The organism is Bradyrhizobium sp. (assembly GCF_052389815.1).
In the GTDB taxonomy this organism is placed as follows: domain Bacteria; phylum Pseudomonadota; class Alphaproteobacteria; order Rhizobiales; family Xanthobacteraceae; genus Bradyrhizobium.
Map to the genome: position 1 here is coordinate 1 of NZ_JBQTHN010000206.1, position 21,817 is coordinate 21,817.

20 protein-coding genes and 1 pseudogene are annotated in these 21,817 nt (G+C 63.5%); 9 read left to right on the top strand and 12 right to left on the bottom strand.

What is annotated here, in order from left to right; genetic code table 11:
- Positions 1–151: 151 nt before the first annotated feature.
- The 4 genes from ACT4OC_RS28120 to ACT4OC_RS28135 form a co-directional block, all read right to left on the bottom strand.
- Complete coding sequence (locus tag ACT4OC_RS28120) at positions 152–1,180, bottom strand: hypothetical protein (protein ID WP_444842320.1); 1,029 nt, start codon at positions 1,178–1,180, stop codon at positions 152–154.
- Positions 1,181–1,273: 93 nt separating this feature from the next.
- On the bottom strand, positions 1,274–1,489 hold the full coding sequence (locus tag ACT4OC_RS28125; protein WP_444842321.1) for a hypothetical protein: 216 nt from the start codon (positions 1,487–1,489) through the stop codon (positions 1,274–1,276).
- A 43-nt stretch (positions 1,490–1,532) separates the two neighbouring features.
- Positions 1,533–4,508 (bottom strand): excinuclease ABC subunit UvrA, encoded by a 2,976-nt coding sequence (gene uvrA / locus ACT4OC_RS28130; protein ID WP_444842322.1) that lies wholly within the window; start codon positions 4,506–4,508, stop codon positions 1,533–1,535.
- Positions 4,509–4,831: 323 nt separating this feature from the next.
- Positions 4,832–5,590, bottom strand: coding sequence for an outer membrane protein (locus ACT4OC_RS28135; protein WP_444842323.1), 759 nt, complete (start codon positions 5,588–5,590; stop codon positions 4,832–4,834).
- Between the two features lie 412 nt (positions 5,591–6,002).
- Here ACT4OC_RS28135 and ACT4OC_RS28140 point away from each other — a divergent pair, with 412 nt between their 5' ends.
- The 3 genes from ACT4OC_RS28140 to gyrA all read left to right on the top strand — a co-directional run bounded on the left by ACT4OC_RS28140 (position 6,003) and on the right by gyrA (position 10,046).
- Entirely contained in the window at positions 6,003–6,485 is a 483-nt protein-coding gene (locus tag ACT4OC_RS28140; RefSeq protein ID WP_444842324.1) for a single-stranded DNA-binding protein, read from the top strand.
- A 253-nt stretch (positions 6,486–6,738) separates the two neighbouring features.
- On the top strand, positions 6,739–7,137 hold the full coding sequence (locus ACT4OC_RS28145) for a DUF2306 domain-containing protein (protein ID WP_444842325.1): 399 nt from the start codon (positions 6,739–6,741) through the stop codon (positions 7,135–7,137).
- Between the two features lie 182 nt (positions 7,138–7,319).
- Positions 7,320–10,046 (top strand): DNA gyrase subunit A, encoded by a 2,727-nt coding sequence (gene gyrA, locus ACT4OC_RS28150; protein WP_444842326.1) that lies wholly within the window; start codon positions 7,320–7,322, stop codon positions 10,044–10,046.
- Positions 10,047–10,097: 51 nt separating this feature from the next.
- Here gyrA and ACT4OC_RS28155 read toward each other — a convergent pair whose 3' ends face one another.
- Complete coding sequence (locus ACT4OC_RS28155; RefSeq protein WP_444842338.1) at positions 10,098–10,694, bottom strand: glutathione S-transferase family protein; 597 nt, start codon at positions 10,692–10,694, stop codon at positions 10,098–10,100.
- Positions 10,695–10,816: 122 nt separating this feature from the next.
- Between ACT4OC_RS28155 and ACT4OC_RS28160 the strand changes: the two genes are divergently transcribed.
- Positions 10,817–11,794 carry a hypothetical protein gene (locus ACT4OC_RS28160; RefSeq protein ID WP_444842327.1) on the top strand — a complete coding sequence of 326 codons (978 nt, stop codon included), beginning with the start codon at positions 10,817–10,819 and terminating at the stop codon, positions 11,792–11,794.
- Positions 11,795–11,824: 30 nt separating this feature from the next.
- Positions 11,825–12,229 carry a hypothetical protein gene (locus tag ACT4OC_RS28165; RefSeq protein ID WP_444842328.1) on the top strand — a complete coding sequence of 135 codons (405 nt, stop codon included), beginning with the start codon at positions 11,825–11,827 and terminating at the stop codon, positions 12,227–12,229.
- A 21-nt stretch (positions 12,230–12,250) separates the two neighbouring features.
- Here the strand turns inward: ACT4OC_RS28165 and ACT4OC_RS28170 are convergent.
- The 7 genes and pseudogenes from ACT4OC_RS28170 to ACT4OC_RS28200 form a co-directional block, all read right to left on the bottom strand.
- Positions 12,251–12,415, bottom strand: a pseudogene (locus ACT4OC_RS28170) (KUP/HAK/KT family potassium transporter); the annotation flags it as partial.
- 182 nt (positions 12,416–12,597) lie between these two features.
- Positions 12,598–13,935: a 3-carboxy-cis,cis-muconate cycloisomerase gene (pcaB, locus tag ACT4OC_RS28175; protein WP_444842339.1), complete on the bottom strand. Its 1,338-nt coding sequence runs from the start codon at positions 13,933–13,935 to the stop codon at positions 12,598–12,600.
- 105 nt (positions 13,936–14,040) lie between these two features.
- A complete protein-coding gene (locus tag ACT4OC_RS28180; protein WP_444842329.1) occupies positions 14,041–14,973 on the bottom strand; it encodes an alpha/beta hydrolase in 933 nt (310 codons plus the stop codon).
- A 16-nt stretch (positions 14,974–14,989) separates the two neighbouring features.
- Entirely contained in the window at positions 14,990–15,721 is a 732-nt protein-coding gene (locus ACT4OC_RS28185; RefSeq protein WP_444842330.1) for an ABC transporter ATP-binding protein, read from the bottom strand.
- Positions 15,718–16,851, bottom strand: a complete 1,134-nt coding sequence (locus ACT4OC_RS28190; RefSeq protein ID WP_444842331.1) for an ABC transporter permease — start codon at positions 16,849–16,851, stop codon at positions 15,718–15,720. The genes ACT4OC_RS28185 and ACT4OC_RS28190 overlap by 4 nt, the downstream gene beginning before the upstream one ends.
- A gap of 10 nt (positions 16,852–16,861) precedes the next feature.
- Positions 16,862–18,082 (bottom strand): acyltransferase family protein, encoded by a 1,221-nt coding sequence (locus tag ACT4OC_RS28195; protein WP_444842332.1) that lies wholly within the window; start codon positions 18,080–18,082, stop codon positions 16,862–16,864.
- Between the two features lie 242 nt (positions 18,083–18,324).
- Entirely contained in the window at positions 18,325–18,582 is a 258-nt protein-coding gene (locus tag ACT4OC_RS28200; RefSeq protein ID WP_444842333.1) for a hypothetical protein, read from the bottom strand.
- A gap of 274 nt (positions 18,583–18,856) precedes the next feature.
- On the opposite strand from ACT4OC_RS28200, the gene coaD reads away from it, so the two are divergent.
- The 4 genes from coaD (at position 18,857) to queA (ending at position 21,676) form a co-directional block, all read left to right on the top strand.
- Positions 18,857–19,351 (top strand): pantetheine-phosphate adenylyltransferase, encoded by a 495-nt coding sequence (gene coaD, locus ACT4OC_RS28205; RefSeq protein ID WP_444842334.1) that lies wholly within the window; start codon positions 18,857–18,859, stop codon positions 19,349–19,351.
- A 47-nt stretch (positions 19,352–19,398) separates the two neighbouring features.
- Positions 19,399–19,962, top strand: a complete 564-nt coding sequence (locus ACT4OC_RS28210; RefSeq protein ID WP_444842335.1) for a peptidylprolyl isomerase — start codon at positions 19,399–19,401, stop codon at positions 19,960–19,962.
- A gap of 49 nt (positions 19,963–20,011) precedes the next feature.
- Positions 20,012–20,473: a peptidylprolyl isomerase gene (locus tag ACT4OC_RS28215; RefSeq protein ID WP_444842336.1), complete on the top strand. Its 462-nt coding sequence runs from the start codon at positions 20,012–20,014 to the stop codon at positions 20,471–20,473.
- Between the two features lie 111 nt (positions 20,474–20,584).
- Complete coding sequence (gene queA, locus ACT4OC_RS28220) at positions 20,585–21,676, top strand: tRNA preQ1(34) S-adenosylmethionine ribosyltransferase-isomerase QueA (protein ID WP_444842337.1); 1,092 nt, start codon at positions 20,585–20,587, stop codon at positions 21,674–21,676.
- Positions 21,677–21,817: the final 141 nt, after the last annotated feature.

Consider the following 21,817-nt stretch of genomic DNA (forward strand, 5'->3'; position numbering starts at 1 on the left):
GCAACCATGCGCGTGCGTCTGATCCGAGAGCTCATCAAAACCTTGCCGCGATGTCCTTGCTGCGGCGCCATCGCAGCATCAAATGGACGCCGACGCCCATGACGCAGTAAGACTAATCCGCCCTACGGCCCTACGGCCCTGCGGCGGGACTCTACAGTGGGATAAATCTTGCGGGCACTTCATCCGCCTGTTGGACATCAATGTAGTCGCCCCTGACCATCGCAATATACGTGCATGGTCCGAATTTGTTCATGGGCACCTCAGGCTGTTCTTTGTTGTGCCGCTTGAGTAGACTTCGCGCGAGGTGGAATGCATGGATGTCAACGAGTTCAGACAATGAGTGGCTGCCTGGCTTGAGAAATTCAGGCGCTGCTATGTTGTTGCCATGTGACAAATACTCATAAGCCAAGTAGTGCCTCGAACCAAGAAAGGTGTCACGCGACCATCCCTCGATGTGAGGCAGGTTTCTGACCGGTTTAGTAGCATCGAGATAAATTCGCGGGATGAGCCCCTGGGCCGTCAATTGAAAAATCGACTGCGACAATAACGCAGTATGCATGGTCTCCCTTGCCTGCTTTTCTGAGATGCCGTCTTGCTTAGGGTCGGAATGTTTCTTTCGAAAGCCAAACACGGCCGCCACGAACGCGTATTTGTTCGTTTTGATAATTGCAGCACAGCGCTCAATAAAGGTCTGCACGTCTTCGCGACTGAGATTCTCAAATATCGGCGACTTCTGTCTTTCCCGACCGTTCAATAGCTTTGTGCAGTGCACGATCCATTTCGAGGGGTCAAGATCAGGAAGAAGCCGCTTCTTCTCTTCCATAAGCTCGGCAGACATATCCTTTATAGGTCCACTGGTCCCTCCCAAAAGAGAATAGCAATCAATTGCATACTGACCGGAAATTCGGTTCGCCTCGTCCCCATACAAGAAAAAAGGATACTTCGGTGTTACTGGGTTGAGGTTGAAGGAGATTTCGCGCTCGCATTTGCAAGTCACCTTAATTGTCTGCTGGACCCAAGCTCCTTTCGATCCATCTTGCCCATTGGGAATGATAGGACCAAATGGCTCTTCGTGAAACACCCAAAGATCAGGGCGCACCACCCGGTTACACGCGCAGCGGGCTTTGATATCGGCAATTACCTTAGGCAAAAACGGTGGTAGCTTTTGGAGGGGGGTCATCTTGCGCAACTCCGCCGATATGATCACGCAACCAACGGCTGATTGACGAGGATTCATCTCGGGCTGTCTTGCTCCATCGCGTCATTCAAGCCGCTACTCCGCCGCCACGGGAGTCAGTTTGAAGATGCGGCCGTACTTGGCGGCCTCGACCACATCGCCACGGCGCAAGGCCAGCCGTACAGCGTCGAGTTTGGCAGCGTCTTCGGGCGAGAGATAGGGTGACCACGCGGTTTCATCCTCGATCAGATCGATCGGCACTTCGGCGGCGTACTTCCCCTCGTGGATCAACTCCTTCGATTTGCGGGTCATCGCTTCTTCCGTTTCAAACAGTCAGCGGCTTTCAAGCCGGCCGCTACTCCGCCGCCTCGCTGGCTCCGCTCGCCTTCCTCGGCTTGCCATCCGCCTTCTTCAGCACCGGGGCCAGAAACTTGCCCGTGTAGCTCCGCGGCGCTTTCACGATGTCCTCCGGCGGGCCCCAGGCGACGATCTCGCCGCCGCCGTCGCCGCCTTCGGGGCCGAGGTCGATGACCCAGTCGGCGGTCTTGATGACTTCGAGATTGTGCTCGATCACCACCACCGTGTTGCCCTGGGCGACCAGCTCGTGCAGCACTTCCAAGAGCTTCTTGACGTCGTGGAAGTGCAGACCGGTGGTCGGCTCGTCCAGGATGTAGAGCGTGCGGCCGGTGGCGCGCTTTGACAATTCCTTGGCGAGCTTGACGCGCTGGGCTTCGCCGCCCGACAGCGTGGTCGCCTGCTGGCCGACATGGATGTAGTCGAGGCCGACGCGGTGCAGGGTCTGAAACGTATCGCGCACGCGCGGCACGGCCTTGAAGAATTCGGCGGCCTCTTCCACGGTCATGTCGAGCACGTCGGCGATGGACTTGCCCTTGAACAGCACCTCCAGCGTCTCGCGGTTGTAGCGCTTGCCCTTGCAGGTGTCGCAGGTGACGTAGACGTCGGGCAGGAAGTGCATCTCGATCTTGATGACGCCGTCGCCCTGGCAAGCCTCGCAGCGCCCGCCTTTGACGTTGAAGGAGAAGCGGCCGGGCTCGTAGCCGCGCGCCTTGGCTTCGGGGAGCCCGGCGAACCACTCGCGGATCGGTGTGAAGGCGCCGGTATAGGTGGCGGGGTTGGAGCGCGGGGTGCGGCCGATCGGGGACTGGTCGATGTCGATGATCTTGTCGATATGCTCCAAGCCCTCGATGCGGTCGTGCGGCGCGGCGCCTTCGCTGGCGCCGTTCAGCTTGCGGGCAATCGCCCGGTAGAGCGTGTCGATCAGGAGCGTCGACTTGCCGCCGCCGGACACGCCGGTGACGCAGGTGAATAGCCCCAGCGGGATTTCCGCCGAGACGTTCTTGAGGTTATTGCCGCGGGCATTGACGACCTTGAGGGTGCGGCGATGGTTCGGCGGCCGCCGCTCGGGAATCTCGACCGCCAGCTCGCCGGTGAGGTATTTGCCGGTCAGCGACTTCGGATTGCGCATGATATCGGCGGGCGTTCCCTGCGCGACGATGTGACCGCCATGCATGCCGGCGCCGGGGCCGATGTCGAGCACGTAGTCGGCGAGGCGGATGGCGTCCTCGTCATGCTCGACCACGATCACGGTATTGCCGAGATCGCGCAGCCGCTTCAGCGTCTCCAGGAGCCGCGCATTGTCGCGCTGGTGCAGGCCGATCGACGGCTCGTCCAGCACATAGAGCACGCCCGTAAGTCCTGAGCCGATCTGCGAGGCCAGCCGGATGCGCTGGCTCTCGCCGCCGGACAGCGTGCCGGAGGCGCGGGCCAGCGTCAGGTAGTTGAGGCCGACGTCGAGCAGGAAGGTCAGGCGCTCGCGGATCTCCTTGAGAACGCGGCCCGCGATCTCGTTCTGCTGGGCGTTGAGCGCATCGGGCACGCTGGCGAACCACTCGCCGGCGCGCTTGACCGAGAGCTCGGCGATCTCGCCGATATGCTTGCCGCCGATCTTGACGCAGAGCGCCTCCGGCTTGAGGCGGTGGCCGCGGCAGCCGGCGCAGGGCACGTCGGAGAAATATTTTGCCAGCTCCTCGCGCGCCCACTCGCTTTCGGTCTCGCGGTAGCGGCGCTCGAGATTGGTGATCACGCCCTCGAACGGTTTTTTGGTATCGTAGGAGCGGACGCCGTCCTCGTAGGAGAACTTGATGGCGTCATCGCCGGAGCCGGTCAGCAGCACGGCCTGTACCTTTTTCGACAGGTCCTTCCAGGGCGTGTCCAGCGTGAACTTGTAATGCTTGCCGAGCGCCGTCAGCGTTTGCAGATAATAGGGCGAGGACGATTTCGCCCAGGGCGCGATGGCGCCCTTGCGCAAGGTCATCTCCTTGTCGGGGATGACGAGGTCCTCGTCGATGTGCTGCTCGACGCCGAGGCCACCGCATGCCGGGCAGGCGCCATATGGGTTGTTGAAGGAGAACAGCCGCGGCTCAATCTCGGGGATGGTGAAGCCCGACACGGGGCAGGCGAATTTTTCCGAGAACAGGATGCGCTCGGGCCCGCTCTTGTCGTGGATTTTGGCGGTCTTCTTCTTGCCGTCTTCGGCGGCGGCTGCTGGCGCGTCGGCGTATTCGATGACAGCGAGGCCCTCGGCGAGCTTCAGCGCGGTCTCGAAACTTTCCGCAAGGCGCTGGCCGATGTCGGGGCGCACCACGATGCGGTCGACGACGACGTCGATGTCGTGGGGGAATTTCTTGTCGAGCGTCGGCGCGTTCGCGAGCTCATGGAAAGCGCCGTCGATCTTGACGCGCTGGAATCCCTTCTTGAGGTATTCGGCGAGCTCCTTCTTGTACTCGCCCTTGCGGCCGCGCACGACCGGCGCCAGCAGATAGAGCCGGGTGCCTTCCGGCAGCGCCAGCACGCGGTCGACCATCTGCGAGACCACCTGGCTCTCGATCGGCAGGCCCGTGGCCGGCGAATAGGGCACGCCGACGCGGGCCCAGAGCAGGCGCATATAGTCGTAGATCTCGGTGACGGTGCCGACGGTGGAGCGCGGATTCTTCGAGGTGGTCTTCTGCTCGATCGAGATCGCCGGCGACAGGCCGTCGATCTGGTCGACATCCGGCTTCTGCATCATCTCGAGGAATTGGCGCGCGTAGGCCGACAGCGACTCCACGTAGCGGCGCTGGCCCTCGGCATAGATGGTGTCGAAGGCGAGCGAGGATTTTCCCGAGCCGGAGAGGCCCGTGAACACCACCAGCCTGTCGCGGGGGATCTCGACGTCGATGTTCTTGAGATTGTGCTCGCGCGCGCCGCGAATGGTGATGGCGCGCGAGGACGACGCGTTCTGTTGGCGTTTGGCGCGGAGCACTTCATCCATATCAGGCATTCCCAGATGCGCATGAAGCGCGCGTTCAGTGAGGCGCGCTTCGCCGGGCGGGCCGGGCTCAGACGCCAAGAGGGCACGAAGGGGGCACGCCGGAACGTAGGAAGAACGCGCGGCATTTTCCAGTGCCGCGCGCGAATCATCAACGGATAGTTTGGGCGATGGCGGCAGGCGGCAGCAGAAGTCTGCGCCGGACGGCAGCATAAGTCTGCGCCGGACGTCAGCAGGCGGGTCGTTCCGGCCAGGGAACGCAACTCGCCCGCAAAACAAAAGGCCGGCGCGAGGCCGGCCCTTCGAGCGAGTTCGCGCGGCGAAGCTCAGTACTTTGCGACGACCGGGCCGCCCCAGCGATAGTTGACGCGGACGGTGACGAGGTCGACGTCCTGCTTGATGCGCTCGTTGAAGGTGGTGCCCGCGGGCGCCAGCACGCCGTTGTTGGTGAAGGTGTAGGTGCGGCTGCCCATGAACAGGTGGTCGTACTGGATGGCGGCCGACCAGTTCGGGGTGAAGCCGTATTCGAGGCCGACGCCGACCACGCCGCCCCAGCGGGTGTCGCCGACGGTGTCGGTGGCGACGACGTTGGTGCCGGTGGCGAAGCTGCGGAAGCTGTCGTCGGTCACCGCGCCGCCGCCCTTGACGTAGAACAGCACGTTGTTGACGGCGTAGCCGATCTGGCCGGTGAACAAGCCGAACGCGTTGATGCGCGACTCGTTGCTGGCGCCGGGCGCAATCAGGCTGACGTTGCGGCCGCGAAGGTCGGCCCAATTGCCCTGGCCTTCGACACCGAACACAAAGGCGCCGCTCTGGAAGCGGTAGCCGAGCTGGCCGCCGGCAACGCCGCCGCTCGCGTCATGACAGCCATCGCTTGCGACGAATACGCCCGCGGCCGTGACATTGTCCCAGCACTTGCTGCTGGAGCCCCAGCCGCCATTGGCGCCGATGTAGAGGCCGCTCCAGTCATAGACAGCCGCGATCATCGCCGGCGCCTTCGCATAAGGACGCGCGGGGAGATCCGCAGGATAACCCGGCACAGCCAGCGCGATCACACCGGCGAGGCCGAGCAGAAGCCTCTTCATTTCTCTCTCCGGTTTATTGTCCCGCTTCCGTTGGTCCCGAAGCGGTTTTTCAGCGCGAGCGCCAAGTCCATCCGCTGCAAAATTTACAGGATTCCGTCGCGCCATGCCGTCTCCCAAATGCAACACTCGGGAAGGAAGTGCCGGCGGGGCAAGTTAATGATTTACTTTGAAATTCTCCCGGTCCGCCGCGGAGGGCGAGCCGCGGTTGCGGCCGGAAAAACCTGCGCGGAACAAAACTGGAACAGTGGCCGCTTCGGTGCTATATGTGGATAACAGGGACGCCCAAGGCTGGAGCTTACGGAAAGCTGCGCCGTTGAGCGTATAGGTCGGCGGACGGCGCGGCGGGCAGATGCGATGCCGGCCCGGTCCGACCAGTGATTTTGCCAGTGATTGGGAAGCGTGGAGAGCGGCGATGGCGGGAAGTGTGAACAAGGTGATCCTGGTCGGCAATCTGGGCAAGGACCCGGAAATCCGGCGCACCCAGGACGGGCGGCCGATCGCCAATCTGAGCGTGGCGACCTCGGAGACCTGGCGCGACAAGGCCACCGGCGAGCGCAAGGAAAAGACCGAGTGGCACCGCGTGGTGATCTTCAACGAGGGACTGTGCAAGATCGCCGAGCAGTACCTGAAGAAGGGCGCCAAGGTGTACATCGAGGGCCAGCTGCAGACCCGCAAATGGACCGACCAGAGCGGGGTGGAGAAGTATTCCACCGAGGTCGTGCTGCAGGGCTTCAACTCGACCCTGACCATGCTCGAAGGCCGCGGCGGCGGTGGCGGCGGCTATGGAGCCGACGAGGGCAGCGGCGACTTCGGCAGCTCCAGCCCGGCACCGCGTCGCGTGGCGGCGGCCGGCGGCAGCCGCAACAGCGACATGAACGACGATATCCCGTTCTGAACGGGATCGCTTGCCAGGCATTACCGGCTGGTTAGGCGCGTGGGAATTTCCCTTCGCGCCGACAGGCGTTTACGCTTTGTAGACACCTGATCCAACTTCGCAGCTGTGCCCCATAGTCAGATGTAATCCGCGTCCGAAGCCGCAGGGTGGTTCCTGTCCGGAACCGCTTTGACCGCGCCAGATGTTAATGATATTTACATTAAGACTCGGCCCTAATCATCCAAAGGACCCGCGACCCGATCCGGAGCTCCCAATGAGCCTCAAGCCACTGCTCGACGCCGCGCCTCAGATTCCCGTCCACGCATTTGCGGCCATGGCGGCCTTTGCCCTCGGCGCAGTACAGCTCGCCGCTCCGAAGGGCACGCTGCCGCACCGGACGCTCGGCTGGATCTGGGTGGCGCTGATGGCCGTGGTCGCGATCTCCTCGCTCTGGATCCACGAGATCCGCCTGGTCGGCCCGTTCAGCCCGATCCATCTGCTGTCGATCTGGGTGCCGATCATGCTGGTCGTCGCCGTGATGGCGGCGCGGCGGCACAATGTGCGGCGGCACAGGATCACCATGCTCTGGCTGTTTGCGGGCGCGCTCGTCATCGCCGGGCTGTTCACTTTCATGCCCGGGCGGATCATGCATGCGGTGGTTTTCGGGTCCTGAAAACTGGCCTGATTCCGCGGTTTGGAGATGCCGGTTCCGGACACCGATTCCAGAGCCTCCACCTCCCTCGTAAGTCTATGAAAGAACAAGGGGAAAAAGCGCTGTCGCAGCGCTTTAAAAGGTGGCTTGAAGACCCCGGATCGGCTATATGATTCTGACGCCTTGAACTGACGGAATCCCCTTTGTCCGATACCGAAGATGACAAGCCCGGCGAGCCGCCGGCGCCATCAGATATTCGTCCCGTATCCATCCTCGACGAAATGAAGCGCAGCTACCTCGATTACGCCATGAGCGTGATCGTGGCGCGTGCGCTGCCGGATGCGCGCGACGGCCTGAAGCCCGTGCACCGGCGCATCCTCTATGCGATGCACGAGAACGGTTTCGAGTGGAACAAGACCTACCGGAAGTCCGCGCGCACCGTCGGCGACGTCATCGGTAAGTACCATCCGCACGGCGACCAGTCGGTCTACGACGCCCTGGTGCGCATGGCGCAGGAATTCTCCATGCGCGTGCCGCTGATCGACGGCCAGGGCAATTTCGGCTCGGTCGACGGCGATATGCCGGCAGCGATGCGCTACACGGAATCGCGCCTGACCAAGATCGCGCAGCACCTGCTCGACGACATCGACAAGGACACGGTCGACTTCCAGCCGAACTATGACGGCCAGGAAAAGGAGCCGTCGGTCCTGCCGGCGAAATTTCCGAACCTGCTGGTCAACGGCGCCGGCGGCATCGCCGTCGGCATGGCCACCAACATCCCGCCGCATAATCTCGGCGAAACCATCGATGCCTGCATCGCGCTGATCGACAATCCCTCGCTCGGCGTCGACGACCTCATCAAGATCATGCCGGGCCCGGATTTCCCGACCGGCGGCATCATCCTCGGCCACCAGGGTATCCGCGCCGCCTATCATCTCGGCCGCGGCTCCATCGTGATGCGCGGCAAGGTGACGATCGACACCATCCGCAGGGATCGCGAGGCGATTATCGTCACGGAAATCCCGTACCAGGTGAACAAGGCCACCATGGTGGAGCGCATCGCCGAGCTCGTGAAGGAAAAGAAGATCGAGGGCATTGCCGATCTGCGCGACGAATCCGATCGCGACGGTTTCCGCGTCGTGGTCGAGCTGAAGCGCGACGCGGTGCCGGATGTCGTGCTGAACCAGCTCTACCGGTTCACGCCGCTGCAGACCAGCTTTGGCGCCAACCTGGTGGCGCTGGACGGCGGCCGGCCGCAGGTGATGAACCTGCGCGATTTGCTGACAGTCTTCATCGCCTTCCGCGAACAGGTCGTCACCCGCCGCACAAAATTCCTTCTCAACAAGGCGCGCGACCGCGCCCACATCCTGGTCGGTCTCGCGATCGCCGTGGCGAATATCGACGAGATCATCCAGGCGATCCGGACCTCGCCCGATCCGGCCACGGCGCGGGACCGCCTGATGGAGCGGGACTGGGCGGCAAAGGACGTCGAGGCGATGATCACGCTGATCGACGATCCCCGCCACCGCATCAATGCCGACGGCACCATCCGCCTGTCGCTGGAGCAGGCGAGGGCCATCCTCGATCTGCGCCTGCAGCGGCTGACCGCGCTCGGCCGCGACGAGATTTCCGAAGAACTCGAGAAGCTCAAGCTGGAGATCAACGACTATCTGGAAATCCTGCGCTCGCGCGCCCGCGTGCAGGCGATCGTCAAGACCGAGCTAAGCGAGGTGAAGGCCGAGTTCGCCACCCCACGCAAGACCGTGATCATCGAGCAGGAAGGCGAGGTCGAGGACGAGGACCTGATCCAGCGCGAGGACATGGTCGTCACGGTTTCGCACGCCGGCTACGTCAAGCGGGTGCCGCTGTCGACCTACCGGGCGCAGCGCCGCGGCGGCAAGGGCCGCGCCGGCATGCAGACCCGCGACGAGGATTTCGTCAGCCGGCTGTTCGTGGCTTCCACGCACACCCCGGTACTGTTCTTCTCCTCGCGCGGCCAGGTCTACAAGGAAAAGGTCTGGCGACTGCCTATGGCCGCGCCGAACGGGCGCGGCAAGGCGCTGATCAACATCCTGCCGCTGGAGCAGGGCGAGCGCATCACCACCATCATGCCGCTGCCGGAGGATGAATCCTCCTGGGGCAATCTCGACGTGATGTTCGCCACGACAGGCGGCACCGTCCGCCGCAACAAGCTGTCGGATTTCGTCGACGTGCGCCGCTCCGGCATCATCGCCATGAAGTTGGAGGACGGCGAGTCCATCGTCGACGTGCAGATCTGCACCGAGCGCGACGACGTGCTGCTCACCGCCGCCGGCGGCCAGTGCATCCGCTTCCCCGTCACCGACGTGCGCGTCTTCACCGGCCGCACCTCGATGGGCGTGCGCGGCATTGCGCTGGCGGAAGGCGACAGGCTGATTTCGCTCGCGATCCTGCGCCATGTCGAGACGAGCTCGGACGAGCGCACGGCCTACCTGAAAATGCGCCGCGCCATGGCGGGCGATGGCGGGGCGGAGGAGGCGGCCGAGACCGAGAGCGAGGAGAGCTCCGACGCCGCCCAGATTTCGCAGGAGCGCTATGTCGAGATGTCGGCGGCGGAGCAGGTGGTGCTCACCGTCTCCGTCAACGGCTTTGGCAAGCGCACCTCGTCCTACGAGTACCGCACCACGGGGCGCGGCGGCAAAGGCATCGTCGCCATGAGCGTCAACAACCGCAACGGCAAGCTGGTGGCCTCGTTCCCCGTGGAGGACAGCGACCAGATCATGCTGGTCACCGACAAGGGCCAGCTGATCCGCTGCCCGGTCGAAGACATCCGCATCGCCGGCCGCTCCACCCAGGGCGTGATCGTGTTCGATACCGCCGCCGACGAGCACGTCGTTTCGGTCGAGCACATCGGCGAGGAAGAGAACGGCAACGGGGCGAATGGCGAATAGGGAGTGGCGAAGGGGGTTGGTCCCATCCGCTACTTGCCACGCGTTGTACGTCTAACTGTCTATGTTGACCGCCAGTTGAGCGGCGAAAGCCCGTTTGTAGGCAGGCCGCGCTTCGCCGCGGGCGAGATAGGCGGCCAGGTTCGGGTATTCGTCCAGAATGCCGGATGACTTTGACCTGAGCAGCACCGACACCATCATCAGATCGCCGGCGCTGAACGCACCATCGAGCCAGTCGGCATCGCCCAGGCGGGCGGAAAGTTGCTTCAGCCGGTTGCGAACGCGATCCGCGACCAGAGGCAAGCGCTCCTTATTCCACGGTTTGTCACCCTCAAGCAGCCTGGCGGTTTCAAGTTCAAGGATCGGCCGCTCGACCGTGTTGACCGCGGCGAACATCCATGTGATCGCCCGCGCCCGCGCATTGGCGTCGTCCGGCAGCAAGCCTGCATGGTGCTGGGCGACATGGAAGATGATCGATCCAGTCTCGAACAGGGCGAGATCGCCTTCCTCATAGGTCGGAATCTGGCCGAACGGATGAAGCGCCAGATGCGCGGGCTCCTTCATCGCTCGGAAGGAAACGAGGCGAACCTCGTAAGGCTGGCCCGCTTCTTCAAGCGCCCAACCCGACCAGTGCAGTTGGTGTATTGGCAACTTTAGGTTCGCTTTGGTGCTGTAGAGGAAATGCGAGCCGGCAGCCCGCAACAACTCTATTATAAATTGTATTTTTGCGACTGATGCCCTATTGTAGGGCAGCAAAGAGTGCGGAGATGGCCGTGGCGTCGGTTCTCGACGTATATCGAATGCTTACTTGGATGTTGTTGCGGGGACCGCGCGATCCGAGGCGATCTGACAGTGTTCTCTACAACACATCCACCGAGTTGTTTAAGGATTTCAACGGGGAACCTCCTCCAGTAGTCGGCGTTGGTTGGTCGATGAACGAAAAGGCGGCGGGCGAAATCCTTATCTTGATTCGAAAGGAAGGCGCTCAAGGCATTGGTCAAGCGGCTATCAGTCGGTTAAATCTTTCCGTTACGCAAGAGTTCACCGTTAGAGAGATCATCGTTGATTCGATTGATCTGACCGGACGCTCACGCCCCTCCCAAGGTGGGGACTCTCTGGGCGCAAGCCGCGGCGGTCGAAGTGGGACGTTTGGTTGCCTGGTACGCGACGCTGCTAATACGCAGCTTCTTCTTACCTGTGCTCACATAGTGGTTCCCACTAGCGACCTAATAAGCGGCAATTCATATTCTGGTGACGTCTGGCAGCCCTCTAGCGTGGACGGCGGTGTGGCATCCGATGATATCGGGACGGTCGAATCCTATGCGCCGATCAGTTTTGGTGGATATATTCCGAATAGGATCGACGCAGCTCTCGTCAAGCCCAAAACACCCAGCGACGTAATTGCTGGACTGCGTCTACTCGGTTCCATCGCCGGAAGCGGGCCAGTTGCTAAGCGCAGACCAGTTAGGAAGTCTGGTTGGAAGACCAAGCAGACCCAAGGAAATTTTCTCTATGTTACTAGCTTCATTCAGCGATTCGGTAATACCGAAGCGTTATTTGAAAATCAGCTAGGCATTGTTTGGGACTCTGACTGCAACCCGTTCTCGGCGGATGGTGATTCAGGCGCGCTTGTCGTTAATGAAAGAAGTGAGGCAGTAGGATTGGTATTCGCGGCCTCCAGCCATTGCCGGATGAGTTTCGCTAATCCCATACATCATGTGTTGGATCATTTTGGTGTTGTGCCGTTGTAGTTGGCAATCAATTCAACATGGGAGGTCCGAATGCAATTGCGGTGGCTATTTAATTCGCCGGTAAAGGTCACGGTAAAGACCGTGACGAAGGGCAGATTACCTGGCGAACCCGAACTTACTTCAGCCGAAAGTGAGACGGAAAAAACACAGGGCGTCTTTCTTACGGGGCGGTCGTTGTTGACGTTTCCGGGTGCGACCGCTGCCGTCCTTCTAGTATGGCAAGCGCTTGGCATTATGTTTCCGGCCATATTGTCAAGTCATTGGGCTCCTTTCATATTGTCGATGCTGGTCGGCTTGTTCATTTACGTTGTAGGGATCACCGATCCAAAGACCATCCTCTCGAGAAGGGACAAGTTAATTGCGCTGCCCATCGCATTTGTTAATGCGCTGCAAGTGTTTACTGCAGTCATTGGCATATCATTGCTAGGAAAGTAGCTTGAGTTCGCGCCAAGAGTTTCAAATTTCGATCTCCGTCCCGAACTCCACCACCTGCCGCGTAGGCGCGCCGAAGGACGCTACCGACCGCTCGGCATTTCGCTGCGGGAAGGCGACACCCTTTTCACGCCACACCAACCTGCCCGGCACGTTCTTGCGCGGGAAAGTGGTTTCACGGCCGACATAGGGGTGATGTCGGGCCGCTCCACCCAGGGCGTGATCGTGTTCGATACCGCCGCCGACGAGCACGTCGTTTCGGTCGAGCACATCGGCGAGGAAGAGAACGGCAACGGGGCGAATGGCGAATAGGGAGTGACGAAGGGGGGCGGTCCCATCCGCTACTTGCCACGCGTCGTTCGTCTAACTCTCTATCGTTTGGCTTGGCGGGCAAGCACCCGGTCGACCATCGCGCCGGCCGTGCCGAGATAGTTGGCGGGATTGCAGAGGGCGGCCAGCCGATCGCGCGGCAGGGCGGACGCAATCGTCGGCCGCTTCAGCAAGGCGTCGAGCAGCGCTTGGCCTCGCGCGGTCGCGTCGCGGCAGGCGGCGTAGACTTCATCATGCGCAGCCTGGCGTCCCAGCGCAGGCGCAAGCCCCATCATCACGGCCTCGGCCACGATCAGTCCGCCCGTCGAGTTCAGGTTTCGCTGCATCGCCTCGGGCTGAACAATGAGACCGGAAAGCATGAACTGCGCCTGCGCAAGCGAGCCGGCCGTCAGGAGGCATGCCTGGGGCAAGGCGAACCATTCGCCGTGCCACGGCCCGGTAGCGCGCTCGAGATCCTGAACCATGCAGTCGAGCATCAGGGAGGCGGCGTCACGGGAGGCCTTGGCGTTCGCCAGCAGGATTTCCGACGAGATCGGATTGCGCTTTTGCGGCATGGTCGAGGATGCGCCGCGATGTGAGGAGAACGGCTCGAACACCTCGCCGATCTCGGTCGCCATCAGGATCATGACGTCGTAGCCGATCTTGCCGAGCGCGCCGCAGATGGTGGCGAGCGTCTGCACCATCTCGACCAGCCCGTCGCGCGCGACGTGCCAGGTGATATCGGGTTCGGCAAGACCGAGCACGCGCGCATAGGCGGCGCGCACATCCAGGCCGCGGTCGGCAAGCGAAGCCAGCGTTCCCGCCGCGCCCCCAAGCTGCGCCTGTAGTGCGCGCGGCTTGGCCTGCGCCAGCCGTTCGGCGGAGCGTTGCAGCGACGACAGCCAGACCGCGGCCTTGTGCCCGAAGGTGATCGGCAGCGCTTGCTGAAGATGGGTTCGTCCGGCCATCGGCGTATCGCGGTAGACGCGGGCAAGCCGCGCAAGCTCTGCCATGACCTCGGCGAGTTGGACTTCAATCAGTGCGACTGCGTCCCGCAATTGCAGCACGGCCGCCGTGTCCATGATGTCCTGGGTCGTCGCGCCCCAATGTACGTATCTTCCGGCTTCGCCAAGCTGTTCCGACAGCTGGCGCACCAGGCCGACGATGGGATAGCCGACGTTTTCGGTATCGCGCTTCAATTGCTCGCGGTCGAGCGCGATCGCCGGTGCCTTGCGGGCGATCGCGTCTGCCGCCTCGCGCGGGATCACGCCGACCTCGCCCTGGGCCAGCGCCAGCGCGACCTCGGCCTGCACATAGGCCTCGAGCTGGGCTTCATCGGAAAATACAGCCCGGATGGCCGGCGTCGTGAAGACATCGCGATAGAGGAAGCTGTCGAACATGCTGCTGGCCACGGATTAATCGCTCCTGGTCGAATACGCGCTCCATAAGAGTGAAACGTGCGGGCCCGAGCAAGCTCTGCCTTGCCTCTGGCTCTGCGCATGAGGCTACGTCGCCATGCGTGAAGGGGGAGTTGCAGCCGCCTCCGCCCCGACACCGGCAATGAATGCACCGATCTGCGCGATCGCGGCATGGGCCTCCGGCAGCAGTGGAACGAACAGCTGAAAGGCGTGCGGCATCCGCGGCCAGATCTCGATGCGGCTGAGCGGATTGGCCTGCTGCAGCTTCTCGGCCATTCGCACGGCATCGTCTCTGAGGATTTCGTCGCTGCCGGACTGGATCAGCACGGGCGGCAGGCCGGACGGATCGCCGTAGAGCGGCGACGCGTAGGGAGTGAGCGGATCGGCGCCGGCGAGGTAGCACCGCACGAGCTCCGGAAGATCGCCTGCGTTGAGCATCGGGTCCGCTGCGGCATGCTCGGTCAACGATTGGCCGGTTAGCGCCAGATCGGTCCAGGGCGACATGGCGACCGCGGCGGCGGGGAGCGGGCCGCCCAAATCGCGCAGTTTCAGCAACAGGCAGAGCGCAAGTCCCGCACCGGCAGAATCTCCCATGATGAACAGCCCGCTTGTATCGCCCGTCTCCTGCGCGAGCCATCGATAGGCCGAAAGTGCGTCGTCCAGCGCGGCCGGAAAGGGATGTTCGGGCGCCAGCCTGTATTGGATCGCCCACACACGCGCCTTCGCCGCGTTGGCGATCCGCCAGGTGAAGTGGCGATAGAAGGCCGGCCCGCCCGAAACGTAGCCGCCGCCATGCAGGTAAAGCACGTTGCATTCAGGCCGCGAGGCCGCCGTGGTGGTCCGATGCATCGTGACGCCGCCAGCCTCAACGATCGCGATGTCCGTGCCGGAGCGCGGGCGCGGCACAAAGGGCGCGGTGCGATGCATGCCGGCTCGCCAGGCCTCGACCTCGAACCCGCGGCGGCGCCGTTTCAGGAGCATGCGAAGCCCGAGCCGCAGCATTTCGGCGCGCAGGCTCATGACGGGCCCTGCGCCCTCACGGGAATGCCGCCGTCTTCGGCATGCGGGCGAGCTCGGGACCGCCCCGCCGCTCGCCGACGATCCGGCCGTCGTCGATCTCGACGATGCGGTCCGCAAAGGGGAGGATGCGGGGGTCATGCGTGACCACCAGGACGGCCCTGTCCCGCTCGTGAGCGGCGTCGGCGAGGATGCGCAGGATCATTCGGCCGTTGTCGCTATCGAGGGCCGCAGTCGGCTCATCGGCAAGGATGACGGAAGGATTGGCAACAAAGGCCCGGGCGATCGCTACTCTCTGCTGCTCACCGCCGCTGAGTTCTGCCGGCCGGCTTTTGGCCTTGCGTACCAGGCCGACCATCGCCATGGCTTCGCGCGCCTTCTTCGCCGCGCGCCGTCCGCGCTCGCCGCGGATATCCAGCGCAAGTTGAACGTTCTGCGCCGCCGTGAGCGTCGGAAACAGGTGGTAGGACTGGAACACGAAACCGATGTGGTCGCGGCGGATCCTGGCGAGTCCTTCCTTGTCGATCTGCGATATGGAGTTGCCGTCGATGGTCGCGGTGCCGGCATCCGGCGCCAGCATGCAGCCCAGAACCAGCAGCAGGGTCGTCTTGCCGCTCCCGGACGGGCCCATCAGCAAGGTCAGCTCGCCCCGACGCAGCGACAGATCGACTCCGCGCAGCGCCTGTACCTGGCCGGCGCCGCGACCGAGCGTTTTCCTGATCCCCTTTGCTTCGACAATGAACTCACTCATCGCATGAACACCGTGGCTGGATCGATGCGGACCACCCGGACGATCGCCCCGATGGCCGACGCCACGCACATGACCACCGTCAATGCAAACAGGGCGGCAATCAGCCAGGGAGTGATCACGATCGGCAGCGCGCTTTTCGCGGTGACATCGACCACGGCGTAGCCAATCGCGGCTGCAATGATGAATCCGATCACCGCGCTGAGCAGCGCCTGGTAGATGATGACCGTGTAGATGTAACCGTTCGACGAACCCATGGCGCGCAGCGTCGCGAACTCGCTCAAGTGATCCTTGGTGCTGGAATAGAGCGTTTGCGCCACGATCACGGTCCCGACGATCACGCCGAGCAAGGCCCCGGCAAACAGCGCCGCACCCGCGCCGGTGCCGAACAGCCAGAACGAGCGGCTGCGGTCGCGAAATTCGGCCGAGGTGAGCACCTCCGCATCGCCCACCTTCGCTTTTACCGCCTCCAATACCGATGTGCGATCCGCATCCGATTTGACGCGGACGACCAGGCTGCTGGCGCGCTCGGGAAACGTGCCGGTGTACTGGCGCGCATTCCTGAGGTCGACGAAGACGTAAGGTGTCGTGGTGAAGGAGCGGATTCCGTCGGTGAGGGCGACGACCTTGACGCGACGGCCGCGGATCTCCGCCGTTTCGCCGACGCTGGAGATGCCAAGGCGGTCGAAATAGGAGCGGTCGACGACGACGGCGCCGACCTGGGAGAGGCTGCGGACATCGCCTTCGACCACGTTCCAGGGCTGCAAGGTGTTGTCGCGCAGGTCGGCGCCGACGACGAAGACCGGCGTGACTTCGCCGCTACCGAGACGCCAGTCCGAGAAGCCGATGACGAGCGGGACCACCGATGCGACGCCATCGACGGACGCGACCTTGTCGCGCGCGCCCGTGTTCAGCTGGGAGGGGTCCTCGAAGCATTTCGCGCCCTTCGGCAGCACCCAGAGATCGGCAGAGGTGTGGTCGATCATGGTCGTCACCATGCGCCCGAAGCCGAGGAACAGGCCCATCTGGATCATCACGAGCACGACGGAGAACACGATCCCGATCAGGGTTGCGACGAAGCGCAGCCGATCGTGGAAGAGATTGCGCGAGGCCAGCGTCAGCACCAGCGACATGAAAGCTCCGTCAACGCGGTTGATGGGCGCGGGCCTTGGCCGGCACCGCGGGAGGCCGGCGGAAGAAGAGGCTCACGCCCGTTCTGATCATTGCGCTCGAGGCCCAGCTCAATGCCAGCGCACCCGTGAACACGAGTCCGGCCTTGCCGAAGGCGTTCAGATCCGCGCCCAGCAGGGCATATTGCAGCCACAGCACGAACACGTAGTGCACGAGGTAGATGCCATAGGCATTGGCGGAAAGGCTGTCGAGCGCGCGCTCGCGCGGGCGCAGCCAGCGCAGGGCGATCGCAACGAAGGCGAGCACGCCGGTCGCGGAGGCGATGGGAAGAACCAGAGCTGCGGCGAGGCGAAAGGCGAGCGGGCTGGCCTCCCAGTCCGGCAATGTCAGCGAAGTCAATCCACCCCATGCGGCAAAGCAGGCGACGGCAGCCGCCAGCCAGGTTCGCCAGCGGCGCGCGACCGGACCGTCGGCGCGAAGCACGCTGCGGTCGATGCCGTAGCTGCCGATGGCAAATCCGGCGAAGAAGTAGACGAGATAGTGCAGCGGCCGGCTGAGCTGGAAGGCGAATGGACCGAGCCAGGTCCATTCCCACGGCCCGAAAGCCATCGCCAGCGGAACGTAGCCGAGCGCCGACAATGCCGTCAGCGCCGCGAGGAAATGCACCGGGCGTTCGTTGCAGGCGGCAACCAGCCGCCCCAATGCGCCGGGCCAGGACGGCGCAACGGCGTGCAGTGCCGCCCCCAGCGCGCTGAACAGGAGGAGCTGCCAGAGAAACCATTGCGGTCCCGTCGGCCACATCGGCAGCGCGCGCCAATGCTGCCAGAACGCAGCGAAGGAGGGATCGGCCGCAGTCACACGATACGACGCGTAGTAGGCCAGCGGGCTGAGCAGGGCGACGGCGAGGAGGAACGGTAGTCCAATCCGCCACCACCGGTCGGCCAAATAGGCGCGGCTGCCCTTGCGAAGCAGGCTCTGCGGGACAAACAGGCCACCCAGGAAAAACATCAACGACATCAGGCTGACGTCCTGCCAGGCGCAGAACAGGTCGAATCCGAACCAGCGTTCGCGGTCGAGAAGCGGAAACGCGATCCAGCGATAGGGCGCCTCGTCGAAGCCAAAGGGTTGCTGCGGCTGCGAGGCGAGATAGGGAAGTACCGAATGAAACGCGACTACAATCAGGATGACGACGGCGCGCAAATTGCCGAGGGGAATGTTGACGCCAGCGCTCATGTGACCGTTTCAGCCGAGTTAACCTCCCGACCTCAACTGACGGGCCGGCCGACGGGTTCCAATGCCGGCGAAACGACTCTGCACGCCACCGCACGGAACGGCCTTCTGGCCTTTCCGAGCTTGCGCGAGCGCGTGGGGCGGTGAAGGCCAGGTGGAAAACGAAAATCCCCGGGGGGCATCCCGGGGACTTCGACTTTTCGATTTAGAGCAACGTGGAGGTGGAGTTAGGCAACGATGTGCGATTACGGGGTGCGGTCGGCGGTCACCAGGCGGGCTTCGCGCACCACCTTCTTTGTCCCGACGGAACGCAGGCACGAGGCTTCGAAGTTCGGCCATGCCTGCTCCGAGCAACCGCGGCCGACCTGCTTGATGTCGAGGCGATCGCCCTTTGCCAGGGCTACGGGAACGCTGGCTTCGACTTTCGGGGCAAATCCGGGAAGAACGGTGAGCGCGGCGGCGATGACGGCGGCAATGGCCACCGCGGAAATTGCCTTGATCATGACTGTCCCCTGTCATGGGCCCCCCAACGGGCCCCTTTGTTGCGGACACTGAGTAACCAAGGCCGGTTTCGGGACGTCTTCTCCGATGCGGAAAATGGTTTCGTCCGGGGCCGGTTTTGTTTCGTGCCGGCCAGCCGGACGAAACATTCGGTTACCTGCCCGAAAGACGCGCGGGGGCGGCAAGTGGTTCATTGGCCGAGGCAAAATGGTGGTTTGACAGGCCCGGGGGGCGGGGAACCTTGCCGGCCGGGGCGGGGCAGGCTAGAGGGGGGCCATGCCCCGCATCGCGCTATATCCCGGCTCCTTCGATCCCGTAACCAACGGCCATCTGGACGTGGTCCGGCATGCGGTCACCCTCTGCGACAGGCTGATTGTCTCGATCGGGGTGCATCCGGGCAAAAAAGCGCTGTTTTCGACCGAGGAACGGCTGGACATGGTCCGGGCCGTGTTCGAACCGATCGCCCGGAAGGCTGCTTGCGCCTTCGACTGCTCGACCTATGACAATCTCACGGTGACCGCGGCGCAGAAGGCCGGCGCCACCATCATGATTCGGGGCCTGCGCGACGGCACCGACCTCGACTATGAGATGCAGATCGCGGGCATGAACGAGACGATGGCGCCGGAGGTGCACACGGTGTTCGTGCCGGCGTCTCCCGCCGTCCGCCCGATCACCGCCACACTGGTCCGCCAGATCGCCGGCATGGGCGGCGACGTCTCCGCCTTCGTGCCATCGGCCGTTGCCAAAGCCCTGAAAGCCAAATTCGGCTGACACCCGTTCTGCGACCTGACCGTTCATCTGCTGCCAGCGGAGTCTTCATGATCCGAATCCTCGCCCTCATCGCCGCACTGTTCGCCGTGGCTCCCGCGCTCGCGCAACCGCTCCCGGCCAATCTCGACAAGGCCAATGCGATCGTGATCGACTCGACCAAGGGCCGCATCGTCATCGCGCTGCGCGCCGATCTGGCGCCGAAACATGCCGAGCGCATCAAGCAGCTCGCGCGCGACGGCTTCTACAACAACGTGCCGTTTCACCGCGTGATGGACGGGTTCATGGCGCAGACCGGCGACGGCGAGAAGTTCAACGGCACCGGCGGCTCGAAATATCCGATGCTGAAACAGGAGTTCTCCGCAACGCCCTTCAAGCGCGGCGTGGTCGGCATGGCCCGGCGCGGCGACAGCGTGGACAGCGCCAACGCGCAGTTCTTCATCTGCTTTGCCGATGCTTCCTTCCTCAACCGCCAATACACCGTGATCGGCGAGGTCGTGCAGGGCATGGACGTCGTCGACAAGCTGAAGAAGGCGCCCGCCGGCTCGAGCAGCGGCGCGGTGACCGATCCCGACAAGATGGTGAAGGTGCAGGTCGCATCCGACATCAAGTGAGCGGCGTTGCAGGCGCAACGCTTCACCCGAACCCGCGAGAGAGACCGACATGGCTGACAGCGAAAACACATTGATCCTCGAGACCACCCAGGGCCCCGTGAAGATAGAGATGCGCCCGGATCTGGCGCCGGGCCACGTCGCGCGCATCAAGGAGCTGGTGCGCGAAGGCTTCTACGACGGCATCGTGTTCCACCGCGTGATCGACGGCTTCATGGCGCAGACCGGCTGCCCGCAGGGCACCGGCACCGGCGGCTCCGGCAAGAAGCTGAAGGCCGAGTTCAACGCCGAGCCGCATGTCCGCGGCACCGCCTCGATGGCGCGCGCGGCAAGCCCGGATTCCGCCGACAGCCAGTTCTTCATCTGCTTCGACGATGCCTCCTTCCTCAACCGCCAGTACACGGTGTGGGGCAAGGTCACCGAGGGCATGGAGAACGTCGACAAGATCAAGCGCGGCGAGCCGGTGCGCGATCCCGACAAGATCGTCAAGGCGAAGATGGCGCTGGACGCCTGACCGTCATTCCGGGGCGCGCGTCAGCGCGAACCCGGAATCTCGCGCCGCAACTTCTGGATTCCGGGTTCGATGCTGCGCATCGCCCCGGAATGACGTTGTTGAGCAACGCGCATGCGCACCGACCTCTTCGACTTCGACCTTCCCGCCGAGCGCATTGCTCTGCGCCCGGCGACACCGCGCGATTCCGCCAGGATGCTCGTCGTGCAGGGCGATGGCGTGCTGCGCGACCGCCATGTGTCGGAGCTGCCGCAATGGCTGGAGGCGTGCGACCAGATCGTCGTGAACGACACCAGGGTGATCTCCGCGCAGCTGATGGGCCGCCGCATCGGGCGCGAGACCGAGCCGAAGATCGAGGCGACGCTGATCAAGCGGCTCGACGGCTCGCGCTGGCAGGCGCTGGTCAAGCCGGCGAAGAAGCTCGCCAGCGGCGACCGCATCCGCTTCGGCAATGAAGGCAAGGTCTGCCTGCTCGGCCATCTCGACGCCGAAGTCGAGGCCAAGGGCGCCGAAGGCGAGGTGACGCTGTCATTCACCTTCCATGGACCGGCACTGGACCAGGCGATATCGGATATCGGCACGACGCCGCTGCCGCCTTATATCGCGTCGAAACGCATGCCGGACGATCAGGACGCTGCCGACTACCAGACCATGTTCGCGGCGAACGAAGGCGCGGTGGCGGCGCCGACCGCAGGACTGCACTTTACGCCGGCGCTGGAGGCGGCGCTGCGCCAGCGCGGCGTCGGCATCAACCGCGTGACCCTGCATGTCGGGGCAGGGACGTTCCTGCCGGTGAAGGTTGAGGACACCGCCGAGCACCGCATGCATGCGGAATGGGGCACCGTGCCGGCGGAGACCGCGTGCCAGCTCAACGAGGCGCGCGCCAGAGGCGGGCGGATCGTCGCGGTCGGCACCACCTCGCTGCGGCTACTGGAAAGCGCAGCGCAGGCAGACGGCACGATCCAGCCCTTTGCCGGCGAGACCGCGATCTTCATCACGCCCGGCTACCGCTTTCGCGCGGTCGATGTCCTGCTGACCAATTTCCACCTGCCGCGCTCGACGCTGTTCATGCTGGTGTCGGCGTTTTCCGGCCTCGACACGATGAAGCAGGCCTATGCGCACGCCATTGCCAGCGGGTACCGCTTCTATTCGTACGGCGATGCGTGCCTGCTGTTTCGGGCGCGGGAGCCACATGGGATTGAGTAGGGTGGGCAAAGCGCAAGAGACTGGGCAAGAATTCTGTTCGCTAGATTCTGGATCGATGTACGATTCTTCTCATGACGAATCGCACCTATAAGACCGGACGAGACCGGGGACAGCTGAGCCTTTTGCCAGCTCGTGTTGAGG